This is a genomic window from Pseudomonas sp. OG7 (assembly GCF_014192825.1).
GTDB lineage: Bacteria > Pseudomonadota > Gammaproteobacteria > Pseudomonadales > Pseudomonadaceae > Aquipseudomonas > Aquipseudomonas monteilii.
Genome location: NZ_JACHYK010000010.1, coordinates 113,481 through 130,925, shown reverse-complemented (window position 1 = coordinate 130,925; position 17,445 = coordinate 113,481). Strand labels below are relative to the sequence as shown.

7 protein-coding genes and 1 pseudogene are annotated in these 17,445 nt (G+C 61.9%); 1 reads left to right on the top strand and 7 read right to left on the bottom strand.

Features of this window, described 5'->3' with window-relative positions; all coding sequences use genetic code 11:
* Positions 1-28: 28 nt before the first annotated feature.
* The 7 genes and pseudogenes from FHW75_RS23080 to FHW75_RS27040 all read right to left on the bottom strand — a co-directional run.
* Positions 29-3,109 (bottom strand): error-prone DNA polymerase, encoded by a 3,081-nt coding sequence (locus tag FHW75_RS23080; protein ID WP_159266224.1) that lies wholly within the window; start codon positions 3,107-3,109, stop codon positions 29-31.
* Positions 3,106-4,524: a DNA polymerase Y family protein gene (locus tag FHW75_RS23075; RefSeq protein WP_183674702.1), complete on the bottom strand. Its 1,419-nt coding sequence runs from the start codon at positions 4,522-4,524 to the stop codon at positions 3,106-3,108. Before FHW75_RS23075 ends, FHW75_RS23080 begins: the two co-directional genes overlap by 4 nt.
* Positions 4,525-4,530: 6 nt before the next feature.
* Positions 4,531-5,151, bottom strand: a complete 621-nt coding sequence (gene imuA / locus FHW75_RS23070) for a translesion DNA synthesis-associated protein ImuA (RefSeq protein WP_019099079.1) — start codon at positions 5,149-5,151, stop codon at positions 4,531-4,533.
* Positions 5,151-5,768, bottom strand: coding sequence for a transcriptional repressor LexA (gene lexA / locus FHW75_RS23065; protein ID WP_019099080.1), 618 nt, complete (start codon positions 5,766-5,768; stop codon positions 5,151-5,153). Before lexA ends, imuA begins: the two co-directional genes overlap by 1 nt.
* Before the next feature lie 1,000 nt (positions 5,769-6,768).
* Positions 6,769-6,930, bottom strand: a complete 162-nt coding sequence (locus FHW75_RS23060; protein WP_155951173.1) for a hypothetical protein — start codon at positions 6,928-6,930, stop codon at positions 6,769-6,771.
* 663 nt (positions 6,931-7,593) lie between these two features.
* The gene (locus FHW75_RS27045; protein ID WP_244734222.1) at positions 7,594-8,187 is read right to left on the bottom strand and encodes a sensor histidine kinase KdpD; all 594 of its coding nucleotides are present in this window, start codon (positions 8,185-8,187) and stop codon (positions 7,594-7,596) included.
* Between the two features lie 214 nt (positions 8,188-8,401).
* Positions 8,402-8,500, bottom strand: a pseudogene (locus FHW75_RS27040) (PAS domain-containing protein); the annotation flags it as partial.
* A 291-nt stretch (positions 8,501-8,791) separates the two neighbouring features.
* On the opposite strand from FHW75_RS27040, the gene FHW75_RS23050 reads away from it, so the two are divergent.
* Positions 8,792-17,425, top strand: a complete 8,634-nt coding sequence (locus FHW75_RS23050; protein WP_183674699.1) for a GH36-type glycosyl hydrolase domain-containing protein — start codon at positions 8,792-8,794, stop codon at positions 17,423-17,425.
* Positions 17,426-17,445 lie beyond the last annotated feature (20 nt).

Here is a 17,445-nt window from a genome sequence, read left to right as displayed (position 1 = left end):
CCTGGGGTTGCTTTGCGGCCCCGATCATTCAATGGAAGTCGCGGCTGCGCACATCCAGCCCCTGCAACAGTGGGCTCACATCCTCCAGTCGCCGCGCAATCAGGTGCCTCACGCCCTCCTCCTGCTCCAGCCGCCCACTGACCTTCAGTAGCTGCGACCCCACCAGCGCCCGCCGTTGCCGCTCGGCGAGCTCCCGCCACACGACCACGTTGACCATCCCGTGCTCATCCTCCAGCGTGACGAAGGTGACCCCACTGGCCGTCTGCGGCCGCTGGCGCCCGACTACCAACCCGGCTACGGCAATCGTGTCGCCATGCGCGACACCTTGCAGCTCACTCGAACTGCGACACCCCAACGCCCTCAGGCGTGAACGTAACAAGGCCAGCGGATGCGGCCCGAGCGTGGTGCCCAAGGTTTGGTAATCGGCCATCAGGTCCTCCCCCACGCTTGGCACAGGCAAATCAACTGCGGCTTCAGGCGCCGCTTCCACCTCTGCGAACAAGGGAAGCTGCGGCTGCACCGCCGCCACCTGCCAGCGTGCCTGATGGCGGTCGCTGGCCAAGGTACGCAACGCCCCGCCATCAGCCAGACGGGCACGGGCGCGTTGGTCGAGGCCAGCACGCAGGCAAAGGTCTTCGACGTCGCGCCACGGCCGTTGCGCCCTCGCCTGCTGCACGCGCCTGGCATCGGCTTCGGCCAGGCCACGCACCAGCCGCAAGCCCATGCGAATGGCCAACGCACCTTGAGCATCAGGTTCGAGGGTGCAGTCCCAGTCGCTGTGGCAAACGTCGACGGGTCGCACCTCGATACCTTGGCGGCGCGCCTCCTGCAGCAACTGGTCCGGGCTGTAGAAGCCCATGGGCCAGCTGTTGACCAGCGCGCAGGTGAAAATTGCCGGCTCATGGCACTTCAGCCAGCTGCTGGCATAACACAGCAAGGCAAAACTGGCCGCGTGCGACTCCGGGAAACCATAACTGCCAAAGCCCTTGATCTGTTCGAAGATGCGCTCGGCGAACGCCAGTTCGTAACCATTGCGCAGCATGCCTTGCAGCAGCCGCTCGCGGTGCGGCTCCAGGCCACCGTGGCGTTTCCAGGCCGCCATGCTGCGACGTAGCTGGTCGGCCTCGCCCGGCGTGTAGTCGGCTGCGACCATGGCCAGTTCCATCACCTGTTCCTGAAACAACGGCACGCCCAAGGTCCGTTCGAAAACTGCCTTGAGCTGCGGCGACGGGTAGGTCACGGGCTCCTGCTTCAGGCGCCGGCGCAAGTAGGGATGCACCATGTCACCCTGGATCGGCCCGGGGCGAACAATGGCCACTTCGATGACCAGGTCATAGAACGTTCGGGGCCGCAGCCGAGGCAGCATGGCCATCTGCGCACGCGACTCGATCTGGAACACCCCCATGGTCTCGGCGCGGCTGATCATCGCGTAGGTGGCCGGGCATTCGCTGGGGATGGTCGCCAGGGTCAGCTGCCGGCCACGGTGGTGTTGCAGCAGGTCGAAGCAACGGCGCAAGGCACTGAGCATACCCAGTGCCAGCACGTCGACTTTGAGCAAACCGACCATGTCCAGGTCGTCCTTGTCCCACTGGATCACCGTGCGTTCGGCCATTGCCGCATTCTCCACCGGCACCAGCTGGTCGAGCGGCTGCTGGGAAATGACGAAACCACCCGGATGCTGCGACAGGTGCCGAGGGAAGCCGATCAGCTCACCCGCCAGCACCAGCACCCGGCGTAGCGAAGGGCTGCCGGCCTCGAAGCCGGCTTCCGCCAGTCGCTGGTCGTCGGGTATGCGGTCGCTCCAGCGGCCACAGCATTTGGCCAGGGCATCCACCTGATCCATCGGCAAACCCAGCACCCGCGCCACATCCCGCACCGCACCCGCTGCATGGTAAGTGTTGACCACCGCAGTCAGTGCGGCACGGTGCCGGCCATAGCGGCGGAATACGTACTGGATCACTTCTTCGCGCCGGTCGTGCTCGAAGTCCACGTCGATATCGGGTGGCTCGTTGCGCTCGCGCGACAGGAAACGCTCGAACAACAGGTGGTGCTCCATGGGGTCGAGCTCGGTAATACCCAGCACGAAACACACCACCGAGTTGGCAGCAGAGCCACGCCCTTGGCACAAGATGCGCTGGCTGCGGGCGAAGGCGACAATGTCGTGCACGGTCAGGAAGTAACTCTCGTAACCCAGCGCTTTGATCAGCGCCAGTTCCTTGGCCAGCACATCACGTACCTTGTCACTGGGCCCCTGCGGCCAGCGCAACGGCAAGCCCTGCTCGCACAGCGCGTGCAACCAGCTTGCCGGGGTGTGGCCCTGGGGCACCAATTCGCGGGGGTACTGGTACTTCAACTCGCTGAGGTCGAATTGGCAGCGCTGGGCAATGGCCAGGGTTTCGGCCAACAGGTCGAACGGGTACAGCTCGCCCAGTTGCGCCAGGCTACGCAAGTGCCGCTCGCCATTGGCAAACAGAAAACGCCCGGCTTCGGCCACCTGGCAATGCTGGCGGATGGCAGTCATGCAGTCCTGCAAGGCACGGCGGCCGCGCACATGCATGTGCACGTCGCCACAGGCCACGGCGCGGATCCCCACATCAGCCGCCAGTGCCCGCAAGCGTTGCAGGCGCATGGCATCGTCGTGGCCCCGATGCAGGTGCACCGCCAGCCACAGGCGCTCATCGAACACATCGCGCAGCCACTTTCCGGTGGCCGTATCGTCACTGTCATCGGCCACCCACAAGGCCAGCAGGCCCTGACCGTGCAGCTGCAGGTCGTCACGAAAAAGCTGGTACTCACCCTTTTCTGCCCGCCGACGGGCACGGGTGATCAGTGCGCACAAGTTCTGGTAGCCGGCCAGGTTTTCGACCAGCAGCACCAGCTTGGGGCCGTCGTGCAACTGCACCTCGCTGCCGACGATCAGCCGCAACCCATGCGCCTTGGCGGCCTGCCAGGCGCGCACGATACCGGCCAGGGTACATTCGTCAGTGATCGCCAACGCCTGGTAACCCTGTTCAGCTGCGCGGCGGAACAGCTCCTCGGCACTCGAGGCACCGCGCTGGAAGCTGAAGTTGGACAAGCAATGCAGCTCGGCATAACCCGGCGTGCTCATGCAAACCAGCCCTGCAACCACAGCGGGCCGGCCTGGCCCAAGTCACGGTAGGCCCAGCCACGCAGGCCCTCACGGGTTTCGATGCGGTAGTAGTCGCGGCGCACATCGCCGCCATCCCACCAACCCGATTCGATGCGTTCGGCATGCCCCTGCATCCGATAGCCGGCATCATCCAGCGCCATCGGTGCAGGCAGTAGCCAGCCTGGGCGGCTGCCCGGGGCAACCGGCATGTTGCCTTGTGCGCCCTGCTCTGCCAGTTGCCAGGCGCATTCAGGGCGGTGATCTGCAGCCGCGCTCAGCCCCTTGACGGCCTCATCACCCAGGCGGGCGCGCAGCCGCTCACGCAATTGCGCCCAGGGCTGCGCCTGTTGAGCACGCGGGTCGAACAAAGGCTGATGCTGCGGCACGAAGGGCGGCAGGTCTTCGGCGACCAACCGCAGGTTGCGCACCGGTGCAGGTATACGCAGTGGCTCCAGGCGCCCACGGGCCAGCTCGAACAGCATCGCGGCATCGCGCTCAGCCGCCAGCAGGCCCACCTTGAGCAGGGTATCCGGCCCTTCGGCATGTTCCAGATGCAGGCAAAAGCGCTGTACGCCACAGTCGCGCCCGGCGAGAAATGCAGCCAGGTCGTTGAGCATGCGCCGCAGCGGGAACAGCAGCGCCTGGTGTGATTCAACGTCGAAATTCAGTTCCAGCCGGGTTTCGAAACGGTCCGGTGGCTGGTAGAAGTCCAGCCCCAGGTTGCGCAGGCCGAGCAACTGGTCGAGGTGCAGTTGTACCTGGGCCGGAAAGCGCCTGGCCAAGGTATCGCGCGGCAAGGCCAGTACCTGGCCCAACTGACGCAAGCCCATGCGGGCAAAGGCTTCGGCAGCCTCTGCCGGCAAGCCGACTCGCGTGATGGGCATGGCCAGCAACGCTGCGCGAGTTGCTTGGGCATCACTCACCGCCAAACCGTCGTGGCCATTGGCGAGCATACGCGCCGCCACCGGGTTGCTGGCCAGGACAATGCGTTGGCGCAAGCCCAGGTTTGCCAGTTCCTGGCGCAGACGCGCCTCGAACAAGGGCCACGGGCCGAACAGTTGCAGGCTGGAGCCTACTTCCAACAACAGCGCCCGAGGGTAATGCACGCTGACCTGGGCGCTGAAACGGTAGGCCCAGGCCGCCAGCAACTGCTGCACCTGCTCGATGCGCTTGGGGTCGCTTTCGACACAGATGAAGCCATCCGCCAGGGCACGCGCTGCGGTCAGGGTTTGCCCGGCCCGCAAGCCAAGTGCCGCGGCAGCCGGATTGACGGCCTGCACCACACGCCGCTGGGTAGGCCCGCCAACAAGCACCAGCGGCGTATCAGGGTCGTCACGCTCACGCAGGACGGTGTCCAGCGCCAGCTGCGGCAGCAGGATGCAGGCCCAGAGCATGGTGCATCAGCCCCGGCCCGGGCAGGCGATGGGCAGCGCTGGCGGCATGCCGCCACGGCTCTTCAGCACACGCCATTGCGCCGGGCGCGTGTCAACGGCAATGCGCAATGCTGCAGGTGAAGGGTTGTGCGCCGCCTGCTGCGGCCTGCAGGCGAATGCCAGTGCCTGACCGGTTTCAGCAGCCACCTGCAAGCGCCTCAGGGCGCGGTCATCGGCACGTTCAGGCCAGCATAGCACCGCCGCACAACTGCCCGAGCGCAGGCACTGTTCGGCGGCCCACAGGGCATCGGCGGGCTCGGCATCCACCTGTACCAGCCAGCGCAGGTCCACCCCCGCCGCCTGCCAGGCCGGTGCATACGGAATGAACGGCGGTGCCACCAGCACCACGCGGCTGGCGTCAGCGCTTAGCCGGGCCAGGGTTGGCCACAGCAACTGCAATTCGCCACAACCGGGGCTGGCCAGCAACAGCTCGCTAAGTGCGGCCGCTGGCCAGCCACCTTCCGGCAAGCGCTCGTCGAGGGCCGCATGGCCGGTGGGCTGCAACCCGAGTGGCCGCGCCTGGGCCTGCCGCCCGCGCCATACCCGGCGTTGGTCGAGCAGCCTGTCGAGGTCGACCACCGCGCCCATCAGTCACGCCTCAGCAGGCCGCAGAACACGCCTTCGATGAAGAACTCCTGTTCAGGCTTAACATCGATGGGCGCGTAGGCCGGATTGCGGGGCAACAGCCGGTAATGGCTACCTTTGCGTTGCAGGCGCTTGATGGTGACTTCACCGTCCAGGCGTGCAACCACGATCTGGCCATCGCGGGCGTCGGCCTGCTGAAGAATGCCGACCAGATCACCGTCGAAAATGCCGTCGTCGATCATCGAGTCGCCACGCACCTTCAGCAGGTAATCCGGTGTACGGCGGAACAGGCTGGGGTCGAGCAGCAATTGTTCGTGAATGCCCAGGTCCGGGCCGATGGGAGCACCTGCTGCCACCTGGCCCAGCACCGGTACTTCGAGGATTTCGGGCCGGCGCAACGGTTCAGCCAGGCGGATGCCCCGCGCCTGGTTCGGCGTGACATCGATATAGCCGGCCTGGCACAGGGCAGTGATGTGCTTGCGCGCAACGCTGCGCGAGGCAAAACCGAAGCGCGTGGCGATATCGGCCAGGCTTGGCGGCTGGCCATGGTCGGCAATGCGCTCACGAATGAATTCGAAAATGGCGCGGCGTTTGGGGGTTAGATTGTCCATGGAGCACATTTGTACTCCTTTCGGAGCACGCTGAACAGCCCCCTTTGTCGCCAGCTTTGAGTGACCTGAACAGAAAAGCCGCCCGAAGGCGGCTAGCCAGTGATTTATGAGCGCTTCCCCAATTCATTGGGCGCTTCAATCAGCTCAAATGTTCTACTTCACGACTTTCGCGGATCATTTTTGACATCTTTCTCAGCAACCTTGTCGTGCCGACTATAGAGCTCTGCCTTTGAAGCCCGCTCGGTGTTGGCACCCTTACTACCCTCCGTCCTTGGGCCTTGGGGAGGTGTATTTTCGCCAGAACTTCTTTCACCTTGGTGCGATGTTTTATCTGTCATATAAACCTCTGATGAGCCCGGTATCCGAGCTCAAATAAATGAATTACTCAGCGAATGATCCATCATGTGTACGCCTCTGCCTCCGGTCACTCTCCGGACCTTTATCAAGGCCTGGCTCGTCATCATCTGGGGTCTAGCCCAGAGGATCATCAGCTTCAATGCGCGTATGGGGCGGAAGAGCGGTCTTTGGTTGGGCGCCTCTACCAACGACGCCCAGGATAAGTCCAACCAGCCTGCTGATTACTGAACGTTTCCTTATTTGAAGCTTTTTGACGTTCAGGGGGCTCAGGATTTTGTTCAGGCGTAGCGTCGGGATCGATATAATCGTCCCTATCCTCTGGGCTAGCTTTATCCAACCCCTCACGCTTTTCTGTACCTGATTCAACTTCCCATTCAAGCCCCGGAGATCCATCTGGCTTGGTAGTGTCACTAGACATAAGTACCTCTCAATAACTCAGAAAATCTGAGCTAAATCGAGTATGCGCCCTAAGTTTGCCACAGGGTGAAATACCAGACCACCGGGACAATTAATAAGACTGGCGCAGCGTTGGGACGCTTGAGCCCCTCTTCGGGCAAAAAAACCGGCTCGGTGGCCGGGTTTTGTTTATCACGCCTCAACATGCGCAGGAATGACAGGATGAACGCACATTGGCTTATTGGTTCAGTCGCAGTCAACCGACATTTGCGACCCAATGGCCTTCATGGTCGAGAATGTGCTGCGCTTCCAGCAACGCGGCCTCTACCTCAAGCTCCAGAGCGCGCAGGATGTCTCTCCTCCAGCGCTCCTGAGTTTTGATTGGGTGCGCGTCAGCTGCTCGATAGAGAGATTTCACTCATCGTCCTCATTCAGGATGAAGAAAGCGTGCGACACACGCTGGGTAAAGCATCTAGCCACGAGGGTTAGCGTCGTTACGCTGACGTGTATCCGTTATCAGCGCTGTGAAGCTGCCGGTAAAGCCATAACGAAGCTCCCTGGGCATTTCATAGGAAAAGTGAACAAGCCAGGCGCCCTCGTTAAGTCGAACCGTTTCCCTTCGGTACCGCTCAACTTGAGCCTCGCCAATTCCAACTGCTGCAGCGACTTCTTGATTGGTCGGTTCGGTATTCAAGGGTTTTTCTCCAGCCCCAGTAAGGGGTGAGCCGCATCATTACGCTCGTTAATTGCAAATAGCCATGCAAATTGTGATTAACACGCCCTCCAGGCATGCCCGTTCGTGGCTCGTCACGATCTGCTCGGCCATCCCCCATAACTCCGGATACAAGGCTATGGCTCGGCATCTACGCCAACACCTGCGTAGTACTGGGCATCTGTAGCACAGGCTAGGGCGAGGTTCTGGGCATGTGAGATCGAACCCACCACGCCGAGCGGAACACCTTGCGAAGCTTTTGCATCTGCGGTTTCGATGGCAGCTTGCGTCGCTTATGCTTCTCCGTATGCCCCTCACTGTCGCGGTGAATCATCTGGCCTTCGAGAAGGTAGCTGAGCGTCGATAGGCCTAGCTGGTCGGTCGCGCTTGCGCCTTCAGAAAGTCCAAAGCGCAAGCAAAGGTGTTTGATAGAGGGTGATCTGGGTTCGTGCCTGCATAGATTTGAGAAAATGTCACACTGAAAGTGGTGCCATCCTGTTGTGTCGAAATGACTGATACGCCTCCCGCGTGGGCCTTTGCTATTTGGCTGACTATGAATAACCCAAGCCCTGCATGACGCATTTCAACAGGCTGTTTCTGCCCACGTACCAGAGGCTCGAATAAACGCTCTAAAAGTTCAGCGGGAATTGGAGCGCCCATATTGTGGACGGTGATGACGACGATCTTATCTTGGTTACAAGATTTCACACTCACCGGTGACTGTGGGTCGCCATACGCAATGGCGTTGGCGACAAGGTTTCCAATGACTTGGAAAAGGCGGTCCTTATCGAACAGGGCGAGACGCTGGCCAACGTGATTGTATGTTAATTGATGACGGGGAAATACCAGACGTAATTCCTCCAGGCATCCTTCCACGGCGCTCGGTAGATCCGAGACTGTAGGGTGAATGGGAACACCTCGCCCAGACTGGATAAGCCAGCAGCCGGGCAGTGAGCAGCTCACGTATGTACCTTTGCTCCTCGGTGTTGAACAAGGTCAGCTCATGAACGATGGCCTTTGAATGCGTGCAGGTAATGGCACTCGATATCATCGGCAGTATGAAGCCCGCATGGTGCACGAGATCGAACTTGACATTCGCCACCGCCCCCTGGAGCGCCATCAAGGGTTGCCAGTACATCTGATGAAAGGTCCTGGCCTCCACACTCAACAGTTGCTGAATTCGCATACCGTGGAGTTCTTCGAATGTGTAACCGATCCACCGACAAAACGTAGGGTTGGCGCTCTCGATGCGCCCGCTTTCTGCCGTCAACAGCACGCCATGATCGGATTCGTCCGAATATATTTGCGAAGCAAGGTCAGGGCTCTTTCTGCAGGTCGATATAGCGGTAGGGTTCCAAAGAGTGTTCAATACTCAAGCTCCTGCGATCAAACACCACGCCCCTGCCGGATAGGGAGGGGTGATAGCACCCTTCCAGGTTTTGGAGCGGTGCATAGGAGCAGGATGAGCGCGATGCCATGACAGGTCTGTTCGCTACCGAACAGACCTCCTTTGCGCCTCCCCTCAAACTGAGTGCTGACCGGCCAGATCTCGGTACTCCAGGACACCATGGACAATCCTTGGCTTCGCGCGCTCGCCTTCGTTAAACGCCTGCCTGGCCATGCGCGACCCTGGCGATCGCCCCGCCATTCGTTCACCTACGAGAGCCTGCTCCGGTCTGAGCTGTATAGCGCCAAGCAAATGGCGGAACACGGCACCTGGCTTGCTAGCCAGCATCGTTTGAGCCAACTGCCCGCAGATGATTCGCTGCTCGACCGTCTGGCTGACAACGAGCGGATGCTCTCCACCTGTTGTACCTCCCTTGCTGGCGCTCTGCCCAGCTCGCGCCCAGCGCTGCCAGCGGCGCAATGGTTGCTCGACAACTTCTACCTGGTCGAGACCCATATCCGCATCGCCAAACGTCATCTGCCGACAGACTACAGCCTGCAACTGCCGCGGCTGGACAACGGCCCCTCGGCCGGCCTGCCACGGGTCTACGACATCGCGCTGGAAACCATCTCCCACGGCGATGGCCGGGTCGACGCCGAGAGTCTCAGCCTTTTTGTCGAGGCCTATCAGCAGGTCGGGACACTGACCCTTGGAGAACTCTGGGCAATCCCGATTATGTTACGGCTGGCGCTGATCGAAAATCTGCGCCGGGTGGCAGCACGGGTCATGGCCAACTGGGCTGACCGCGATCTGGCCAATGCCTGGGCCGACCAGCTCGGGGAAACCGCCGAGCGCGACGCCAAGAGCGTAGTGCTGGTGGTGGCGGACATGGCCCGCTCGGAACCACCGATGACCCCCGCCTTTGTTGCCGAACTGGCAAGGCGTCTTCAAGGCCACAGCACTCTACTGACGCAACCGCTTGCCTGGGTCGAACAGATGCTCAGCGAGTCAGCACTCAGCATCGAACGCAATGTGCAACTCGATGCCCAGCAGCAGGCCATCGACCAAGTGTCCATCAGCAACAGCATTGGAAGCTTGCGGCTGTTGTCGACCATCGATTGGAAGCTGTTCGTCGAAAACCTGAGTCATGTCGAACAGATCCTGCGTCAGGACCCGGCCTCGGTATACCCAGCGATGGACTTTGCCAGCCGTGATCACTATCGGCATGTGGTCGAACAGGTGGCACGCCATAGCGCATTCAATGAGAAAGAAGTGGCGCAGGCGGCTATCGAGCTCGCTCAGGCCGCAGCCCCCCGGCCTGGAGACCAGGCCGAGCATGTTGGTTTCTACCTGGCAGGGGGCGGCCTGCCATCGCTGGAGCGACGGCTCGCGGCCCATATTCCACTTGCCGAGCGGTGGCAACGCCTGTTGCACCGAGCGCCGCTGGTATTCTACCTGGTGCCTGTGATTCTGCTGTCGTGCCTGTTGGCCTGGGGCTTCATACGGTCCATTGACGTTGAGGGCTGGCCCACATGGGTACTCACGGTCATGGCCCTACCGATAGTGCTGACGACCAGCCGCCTGGCCATTGGCCTTGTTAACTGGCTGGTGACCCTGACCGTGAAACCTTCCTTCCTGCCACGGCTGGACTACTCGTCCGGGATTCCTGCTGACGCCAGGACATTGGTCGTGGTGCCCACCATGCTAGCCACTGCCAGCGATGCAGAAGAACTGGTCGAGGGGCTGGAAGTGCGCTTTCTGGCAAACCGTGATGAGCACCTGCATTTCGCGCTGTTGAGCGATTTCATGGATGCCCCTGAACAGACATGCCCTGAAGACATGGCCCTCCTCGACCTGGCCAGCGAAGGTATCCGGGCGCTGAACCACAAATACCCAAGCCCAGGCTGCGAACGCTTCTTTCTGTTGCATCGGCCACGCGCGTGGAACGGAACCGAACAGTGCTGGATGGGGCGTGAGCGCAAGCGCGGCAAACTTGCCGAACTCAATGCCCTCCTGCGTGGCCACGGGGACGGGTGCTTCATGCGCATCGTCGGCGATCTGCAAAAGCTCGAGCGCGTGCGCTATGTCATCACCTTGGACACTGACACCCAGTTGCCGCGCGGTGTAGCCCAGAAGCTCGTCGGGGCCATGCAGCATCCATTGAACCGCGCACGCTTCGACGCACAGACCGGTCGCGTGCGCTCTGGGTACGCGATCCTGCAACCGCGGGTAGGTATCAGCCTACCCAGTGTGTCGCGCTCGACCTACGCTCGGCTGTTCGGCAGCGAGGCCGGTGTCGATCCCTATACCCAGGCCGTTTCTGACGTCTACCAAGACCTGTTCTTGAGCGGTTCCTTCATCGGCAAAGGCATCTACGCGGTGGATGCCTTCGAACAGGCACTGGATGGCCGCTTTGCCGACAATCGCGTGCTCAGCCATGACCTGATCGAAGGCTGCTATGCCCACTCCGGCCTGCTCAGCGACGTGCAGTTATTCGAAGCATATCCGGCGCGCTACAGCGTCGATATCAAGCGCCGCCACCGCTGGATACGGGGGGACTGGCAACTGCTGCCGTGGCTTGTACCGTGGCTGCGCACAGGCACCCACGGTCTCGCGCAAAGTCCGCTAAGCGCACTGTCGCGCTGGAAAATCCTCGACAATCTGCGCCGCAGCCTGGAGCCGGCAGCCCTGTTAACGGTGCTGCTGTGGGGCTGGCTGGCCAGCGCCTCGGCATTGCCCTGGACGCTTGCACTGCTGGGGTTGCTGCTGACTCGCCCACTGTTGGATTCATTGCTCGAGGTGTTGCGCAAAACTACCGATGTACCATTTTCCGAACACTTGCTTGCGGCCCTGCGCACCTCGGGCACCTTCTTCGTTCGTGCCGGTCTGTCACTGGCCTGGTTACCGTTCGAGACCAACTACAGCCTGGATGCCATCCTGCGCACCCTTTGGCGGTTGGTCGTCAGCAAACATCGACTGCTTCAATGGAACCCCTCGCGGGAGGAGGAGCGCACAAGCGCCGATACGCTCCAGGCGGTTTATCGCGAGCAATGGATGCAACCAGCCCTGGTACTGGTGCTGGCCAGCGTGTTGTCGATGCAGCCTAGGGTGTTGCTGCTTGCATCACCCATCCTCGCCCTCTGGCTGCTCGGGCCGGCACTGGCCTGGTGGCTCAGCCGTCCGCGTGGTCAGGTCACGTTCACACCGTTGGCTGAGGATCTGCGCTTTCTGCATCGGCTGGCCCGCAGCAACTGGGCGTTCTTCGACCGTCATGTCGGCCCTGAGGATAACTGGTTGCCGCCCGATAACCTCCAGGAGCCGCCCTTCGCCAGCATCGCTCACCGCACGTCGCCGACCAACATGGGCATGGCCCTGCTCTCACACCTGGCGGCCCATGACTTCGGTTATCTGAGTGCCGGCCGCCTGTTCGAACGCCTGGCGCATATACTCGACAGCATGAGCCGCCTGGAGCGCTACAGGGGGCATTTCTACAACTGGTACGACACCCAGACCCTCAAACCACTGTCACCACAGTATGTTTCGGCGGTGGACAGCGGCAACCTGGCCGCTCTGCTCCTGACGCTGAGACCCGGGCTTCTGGAAATGGCAGATACCCCCATGCTGGACCAGCGCCTGACCCTGGGGCTGCTCGACACCTTCGACACCCTGCTCGACGCCTTCAGCCGCTCAGGCCGTGACGCAAGGGAGATAGAAGCTTTGCGTGAACAGGTGCAGCAAGCCCATGAGCGATCAGGCAACCTGCCAGTCACCCAGATGTCGCTGCTGGCCGAGCAACTGCCAGGTTTGATTCCCCCATCACCTGGGGCCGAGGAAACCGATGACTGTGTGTTCTGGTTGCAGGCCCTGCATACGCAGTGCCTCGACCTGTGCACGGAGTTGCAGGGTTTCCAATTACCCCCTGGCAACAACCTAGCGCCCCAGACACCGTTGAGTTGGCGACAATTGGCAGAGCTCGATCCGGGCCAATGGCCGCTCTCCGAACAGCTGGCAGTGACCAACGTTCGAGCGCTGGCCCGCCAGCGCATCGCTCAAGCGCAAGCCTTGGCAAGGCGCATTACAACCTTGGCCACCATGGACTTCACCTTTCTCTACGACACCCACCGGGATCTTTTCGCCATCGGCTACAACGCCGATGAGCATCGACTGGATTCAGCATTCTACGACCTGCTGGCGTCGGAGATGCGCCTGACCAATTTCGTGATCATCGCCCAGGGACAGGTACCCCAGGACAGTTGGTTCGCCCTTGGCCGACTACTCACCAGCAATGCTGGCGTACCGGTTCTGCTGTCCTGGTCCGGTTCGATGTTCGAGTATCTGATGCCTCTGCTGGTGATGCCCAGCTATGAGGGGACCTTGCTCGACCAAACCTGCCAGGCCGCCGTCGACCGGCAAATCAAACATGGCAACCTGTTGGGCATTCCTTGGGGGGTTTCAGAGTCGGCCTACAATGCGCTGGATGCTCACTTCAACTACCAATACCGTGCATTCGGTGTTCCCGGCCTTGGCCTGAAGCGCGGTCTGGGCGAAGAGCACGTGGTTGCCCCTTACGCCAGCGCGCTCGCCTTGATGGTGGCGCCCACTGCCGCCTGCCATAACCTGCAGCGCCTTGGCAGGCTCGGACTTGCCGGACGTTTCGGGCTGTACGAGGCGGTGGACTACAGCGAGACACGGCTACCCCCCGGGCAGGACTCTGTGGTGATCCGCTCGTTCATGGCCCATCACCAAGGCATGAGCTTTCTCGCCCTGACCTCCCTACTACTTGGCAAGCCCATGCAACGGCGCTTCGCCTCGGACCCACAGTTCCAGGCCAGCATGCTGCTGTTGCAAGAGCGAGTCCCGAAAACGGCAGCCCCGTACCTTCATTCACTTCAGGCATCGGCCGTGGTGGCCGCAGACTGCACCGCCGAAACACGACTGCGCCTATTCAGCGAACCGAACCGGCAACACCCCGCCGTCCAACTGCTCTCCAATGGCCACTACCACGTAATGGTCAATCACGTGGGTAGTGGCTACAGTCGGCGTAACGACCTGGCGGTCACCCGTTGGCGCGAGGACGCCAGCCACGACGACTTAGGAAACTTCTGCTATCTGCGCGACGTCGCCAGCGGCGCGTACTGGTCCAACACCTACCAGCCGACCCACCACCGAACCAGAAACCAGGAGGCAATTTTCAGCGACGGCCGGGCGGAATTCCGCATTCGCGAACGAAACTTCGACTGCCATACTGAAATTGCCGTCTCCCCCGAAGACGACATCGAATTACGTCGCCTGCACCTGACCAACCATGGCGACGAGCGCCGCATCCTGGAACTGACCAGTTATGCCGAAGTGGTGCTGGCGCCGGCACTGAGCGATGCGTTGCACCCGGCCTTCAGCAAGTTGTTCATCCAGACCGAACTGATTCAGCCGTTGCAGGCCATCCTCTGCACCCGGCGGCCCCGCTCGCTGCAGGACGCCGTGCCGTGGATGTGTCATGTTCTGGCCGTGCATGGCGCCGATATCGATGCCGTATCCTATGAGACAGATCGGGCCCGCTTCATAGGCCGCGGCCGTACCCTCGTGGCACCGGCAGCACTGGACTATGACACTGAGACGTTATCCGGCAGTGCGGGGGCGGTGCTCGATCCGATCGTGGCGATCCGCTGCCGCATAACCCTGACGCCAGGCCAGACAGTAACAGTCGACCTGGTCACTGGCGTCGCCGACAGCCGCGACGCCTGCCTTCAGCAAGTCGCCAAGTACCGCGACCGCCACCTGGCCGACCGGGCCTTCGACCTCGCCTGGCCGCATAGCCAGGTCCTGTTGCGCCAACTCAATGGTTCGGTGGCCGATGCGCGACTGTTCGAGCAAATGGCCGCATCGGTGATCTACCCCAATGCCGGCCTACGCGCTAGCGGGGCCCTGCTGGCCAGCAACGGGCGCAACCAGTCCGGCCTGTGGAGCCAGGGACTGTCGGGGGATCTACCAATCGTGCTGGTACAGATTGGCGACCTCGCCAACCTTCAATTGGTCAAGCAGATGGTGCTTGCCCATGCCTACTGGCGTCAGAAGGGCCTGACACTCGACCTGGTGATCTGGAACGAAGACCAGGCCGGCTACCGTCAGCAGTTGCAGGAGCTGATCATGGGTATTGTCGCCTCCGGCAGCGAGGCAGCCCTGCTCGATCGCCCCGGTGGGATATTCGTACGCCCTGCACAACAGTTGTCCGAAGAGGACAGGATCCTGACGCTTTCGGTAGCGCGGCTGGTGCTCAACGACAGCCATGGCACGCTGGCCGAGCAACTGCATCGGCGCCGTCAGCCTCCTGTACCACCCGCCTTCCAGCCGAACCCGGCCTACACCCGACCCGAGCCCGCCAACCACCTGCCAACGGGCCAGCTCGCGCTGATGCTTGCCAACTCCTACGGGGGGTTCAGTGCCGATGGTCGCGAGTACGTCATCCCTCTGATCCCCGACAAGCCGCCACCGGCACCGTGGGTCAATATCCTGGCCAACCCACGGTTCGGCAGCGTGGTCTCGGAGGCTGGCAGCGCCTACACCTGGTACGAGAACGCACACGAGTATCGGTTGACGCCCTGGCACAATGACCCCGTCACCGACCCCAGCGGCGAAACCTTGTACCTGCGTGACGAGGACAGCGGGCACTACTGGTCGCCGACTCCGCAGCCCTGTCCTGGCCCTGGCCGTTATTGCACCCGGCATGGCTTTGGCTACAGCGTGTTCGAGTATACCGAGGATGACCTGCGCAGTGAGCTTTGGGTGCATGTAGCGCTGGATGCCCCGGTCAAGTTCAGCCGACTCAAATTGCACAACCACTCTAGGCGAGTACGACGGTTATCTGTGACCTGCTTCGCCGAGTGGGTTCTTGGCGACCTGCGCAGCAAGTCTGCTATGCATGTGGTCAGCGAGACCGACCCGGTCAGCGGTGCCTTGTTCGCCCGTAATACCTATGCCGTAGAGTTTTGCGGACATGTGGCGTTTCTCGACTGCGACCTGCCTTTTGATAGCATCACCTGCGATCGCAGCGAGTTCCTCGGCCGCAACGGCGATTCTCAAGCGCCGGCCGGCATGCGCCAGGCGCGGTTGTCGGGGCGCACGGGCGGAGGGTTGGATCCCTGCGCGGCGCTGCGGGTCAGCGTGCTGCTGGAGGCCGGCGAAAGCCGTGAGGTGGTGTTCCGCCTGGGGGCCGAGCAGGATGCCAAGACCGCTACCCGGTGTGTGCAGCAATACCGCGGCCTACGGGCAGCCATGGAAGCGTTCGAAAAGGTTCAGATCTACTGGCGCCAGACCCTGGGCGCCCTGCGGATCGAAACCCCCGAACCCTCGTTGGATGTCTTGGCCAACGGCTGGTTGATGTACCAGGTAATTGCCTGCCGTTTCTGGGCGCGCAGCGGCTTCTACCAGTCCGGTGGTGCCATCGGTTTTCGCGACCAGTTACAGGACAGTATGGCAATGCTGCACGCTGCCCCGGCGGCGGCGCGCGAGCACCTCCTTGCGTGTGCCGCGCATCAGTATGTCGAAGGCGATGTCCAGCACTGGTGGCACCCACCCATGCAGCGCGGTGTCCGTACCCGCTGCTCGGACGACCTGCTCTGGCTGCCGCTGGCGACCAGCCGCTACGTGGAGATCACGGGAGACCAAGCGGTACTGGACGAGCCGGTCGGCTACCTGGAAGGGCGTGAACTCAATGTCGGCGAAGAATCCTATTACGACCTGCCAGCCCACTCGCACCTGGTCGAGAGCCTGTACCAGCATTGCCAGCGTGCCCTCGGGCACGCCCTACAGTGTGGAGTCCATGGCCTGCCGTTGATAGGCAGCGGCGACTGGAATGACGGTATGAACCGCATCGGCGAACAAGGTCGGGGGGAAAGTGTATGGTTGGGCTTCTTCGGTCATGAGGTGTTGCGGGCGTTCGGCGACCTCGCTCTACGCCATGGTGACACTGGCTTCGCAGTGCACTGCACCAGGCAAGCCGCCGTCCTTGCCGAAAACCTTGAGCAGCACGCTTGGGATGGCGGTTGGTACCGCCGCGCATGGTTCGACGATGGCCAGGCACTGGGATCGGCAAGCAATCAGGAGTGCCGCATAGACTCGCTCGCACAAAGTTGGGCGGTGCTGTCCGGGGTCGCGTCGGCCGAGCGCGCACGCGCCGCCATGGGGGCGCTGGATCACCACCTGGTAAGACGCGATATCGGTATCGTGAAACTGCTCGATCCTCCCTTCGACCAGGGCGATCTGGACCCTGGCTACATCAAGGGCTACCTGCCTGGCGTGCGTGAGAATGGCGGACAATACACCCATGCGGCGATCTGGGCGAGCATGGCATATGCCCACCTAGGAGACGCAGACAGGGCCTGGGAGCTATTGCGCTTGATTAACCCAATACGCCAGGGTTGTAGCGCACTGATCGATACCTACAAAGTAGAACCCTATGTCATGGCCGCCGACGTCTACGCCATAACCCCCCACGCAGGGCGGGGAGGCTGGAGCTGGTACACGGGCTCCGCGGGCTGGATGTATCGCCTAATAACCGAAAGCCTGCTGGGCCTGCAACGTAGCGGTGACACCCTGCGGCTACGCCCGCTGTTACCGGCAGGCTGGCCAGGTTGTGTACTGCACTACCGTTATGGAAATACCTACTACCGCATTGAAGTGCGCAACAGCGCCAGCGCCGAACGGACCCTCCGCCTGGATGGCCAGTTGCTTGCCCATGCCACACTGCAACTGAAGGATGATGGAAAGCTGCATCAGGTAATCGCCCAGTGCCAAAGCTGCCTCTTGCCTACGAACTGAACCGTTCGACAGCGCGCGGA

Coding starts and splice junctions, on each gene's coding strand:
- FHW75_RS23080 (WP_159266224.1), bottom strand. CDS start 3,109: ATGAGCACGCCGGGTTATGCCGAGCTGCATTGCTTGTCCAACTTCAGC.
- FHW75_RS23075 (WP_183674702.1), bottom strand. CDS start 4,524: ATGCTCTGGGCCTGCATCCTGCTGCCGCAGCTGGCGCTGGACACCGTC.
- imuA (WP_019099079.1), bottom strand. CDS start 5,151: ATGGGCGCGGTGGTCGACCTCGACAGGCTGCTCGACCAACGCCGGGTA.
- lexA (WP_019099080.1), bottom strand. CDS start 5,768: ATGTGCTCCATGGACAATCTAACCCCCAAACGCCGCGCCATTTTCGAA.
- FHW75_RS23050 (WP_183674699.1), top strand. CDS start 8,792: ATGGACAATCCTTGGCTTCGCGCGCTCGCCTTCGTTAAACGCCTGCCT.